The sequence below is a fragment of the Nocardiopsis mangrovi genome, assembly GCF_042653925.1.
GTDB classification, from domain to species: Bacteria; Actinomycetota; Actinomycetes; order Streptosporangiales; family Streptosporangiaceae; genus Nocardiopsis_B; species Nocardiopsis_B mangrovi.
The window spans coordinates 1-2,760 of the sequence record NZ_JBHSFQ010000077.1; the positions used below are offsets into that span (position 1 = coordinate 1).

Below are 2,760 nucleotides of genomic sequence, written 5' to 3' on the forward strand. Positions count from 1 at the left end.
AGTACACCTAGTGTCCTGCGTCTGAAATTTTCGACATATATTTGGTTAGGGATGTGAGGATCTCCTCGGCGCTCTTCGTCCATACGAAGGGCCGGGGGTTCTCGTTCCAGGTGGCGATCCAGTCGCGAATGTCGGCTTCGAGGGCCTGGACACTGGTGTGGACGCCGCGGCGCAGGAGCTTGTCGGTCAACTGCCCGAACCACCGCTCGACCTGGTTGATCCACGAGGAGCCGGTCGGGGTGAAGTGCACGTGGAAGCGGGGATGGCGCTCCAGCCACCGCCGGATCTCGGGGGTCTTGTGGGTGGCGTAGTTGTCGCAGACCACGTGCACATCCAGGCCCGCCGGGACGCTCTTGTCGATCTTGGCCAGGAACTTCTTGAACTCCACGGCCCGGTGCCGGCGGTGCAGGGAGCCGATGACGGTGCCGTCTTCGATGTTGAAGGCGGCGAACAGGCTGGTGACACCGTGGCGCGTGTAGTCGTGGGTGCGCCGCTCGGGCATCCCCGGCATCATCGGCAGCACCGGCTGGGACCGGTCCAGCGCCTGTACCTGCGACTTCTCATCGACGCACAGGACCACCGCCCTCTCGGGCGGGTCGTGGTAGAGCCCGACGACGTCGACGACCTTCTCGACGAACTGCGGATCGGTGGAGAACTTGAAGGTGTCCTGCACATGCGGTTTGAGGTCGAACGCCCGCCAGATCCGTCCGACGGTCGACTTCGACAGGCCGGTGCGCTCGGCCATGGACGCCCTCGACCAGTGGGTGGCATCGTCCGGGGCCTGTTCCAGTGTCGCGACGACGACGTCTTCGACCTGGTCCAGAAGGACCGACGGCGGCCTGCCCGGCCGCGCCTCGTCGGCCAGGCCCTCCAGCCGGCGGTCGATGAACCGGGCCCTCCACCGGGCCACGGTGTGCGGGGCCACCCGCAGATCGCGGGCGACCTGCTGGTTACTCCCGCCATCGGCGCAGGCCAGCACGATCTTCGACCGCAAGGCCAGGGCCTGGGAGGTCTTCGCCCTGCGCGCCCACCTCGCAAGCTGTTGGCGTTCGTCGTCGCTGAGCACCAGCCCGGCTTTGGGCCGCCCGGAACGCTCCCTGTCACTCAGCCCGTCGAGCCGGGCCTCGCTGAAACGCCTGCGCCACTTGCCCACCGTCATCTCCGACACGCCCACCTCGGCGGCGATCCGGGCGTAGACCGCCCCGGGCTGCGCGCAGCGGAGCACGATCCGCGCCCGCACCGCCAGCCTCGATCCTCCGTGAGACCACTGGACAAGCCGGTCCCGCTCATCATCGGTCAACACGAACTCGGGGGCACGGCCTTCTTGATCCGCCACACGGAAAGCATAGCAATATATGTCGAAGATTTCAGACGCAGGATACTAGTGTCCTGCGTCTGAAATTTTCGACATATATTTGGTTAGGGATGTGAGGATCTCCTCGGCGCTCTTCGTCCATACGAAGGGCCGGGGGTTCTCGTTCCAGGTGGCGATCCAGTCGCGAATGTCGGCTTCGAGGGCCTGGACACTGGTGTGGACGCCGCGGCGCAGGAGCTTGTCGGTCAACTGCCCGAACCACCGCTCGACCTGGTTGATCCACGAGGAGCCGGTCGGGGTGAAGTGCACGTGGAAGCGGGGATGGCGCTCCAGCCACCGCCGGATCTCGGGGGTCTTGTGGGTGGCGTAGTTGTCGCAGACCACGTGCACATCCAGGCCCGCCGGGACGCTCTTGTCGATCTTGGCCAGGAACTTCTTGAACTCCACGGCCCGGTGCCGGCGGTGCAGGGAGCCGATGACGGTGCCGTCTTCGATGTTGAAGGCGGCGAACAGGCTGGTGACACCGTGGCGCGTGTAGTCGTGGGTGCGCCGCTCGGGCATCCCCGGCATCATCGGCAGCACCGGCTGGGACCGGTCCAGCGCCTGTACCTGCGACTTCTCATCGACGCACAGGACCACCGCCCTCTCGGGCGGGTCGTGGTAGAGCCCGACGACGTCGACGACCTTCTCGACGAACTGCGGATCGGTGGAGAACTTGAAGGTGTCCTGCACATGCGGTTTGAGGTCGAACGCCCGCCAGATCCGTCCGACGGTCGACTTCGACAGGCCGGTGCGCTCGGCCATGGACGCCCTCGACCAGTGGGTGGCATCGTCCGGGGCCTGTTCCAGTGTCGCGACGACGACGTCTTCGACCTGGTCCAGAAGGACCGACGGCGGCCTGCCCGGCCGCGCCTCGTCGGCCAGGCCCTCCAGCCGGCGGTCGATGAACCGGGCCCTCCACCGGGCCACGGTGTGCGGGGCCACCCGCAGATCGCGGGCGACCTGCTGGTTACTCCCGCCATCGGCGCAGGCCAGCACGATCTTCGACCGCAAGGCCAGGGCCTGGGAGGTCTTCGCCCTGCGCGCCCACCTCGCAAGCTGTTGGCGTTCGTCGTCGCTGAGCACCAGCCCGGCTTTGGGCCGCCCGGAACGCTCCCTGTCACTCAGCCCGTCGAGCCGGGCCTCGCTGAAACGCCTGCGCCACTTGCCCACCGTCATCTCCGACACGCCCACCTCGGCGGCGATCCGGGCGTAGACCGCCCCGGGCTGCGCGCAGCGGAGCACGATCCGCGCCCGCACCGCCAGCCTCGATCCTCCGTGAGACCACTGGACAAGCCGGTCCCGCTCATCATCGGTCAACACGAACTCGGGGGCACGGCCTTCTTGATCCGCCACACGGAAAGCATAGCAATATATGTCGAAGATTTCAGACGCAGGATACTAGC

The 2,760-nt window shown here is 66.8% G+C and carries 2 protein-coding genes; both read right to left on the minus strand.

Annotated elements, in window-relative coordinates; translation table 11 throughout:
• Positions 1-7: 7 nt before the first annotated feature.
• Positions 8-1,240, minus strand: a complete 1,233-nt coding sequence (locus ACFO4E_RS29985) for an IS630 family transposase (RefSeq protein ID WP_378580685.1) — start codon at positions 1,238-1,240, stop codon at positions 8-10.
• Positions 1,241-1,381: 141 nt separating this feature from the next.
• Entirely contained in the window at positions 1,382-2,614 is a 1,233-nt protein-coding gene (locus tag ACFO4E_RS29990; protein ID WP_378580685.1) for an IS630 family transposase, read from the minus strand.
• Positions 2,615-2,760 lie beyond the last annotated feature (146 nt).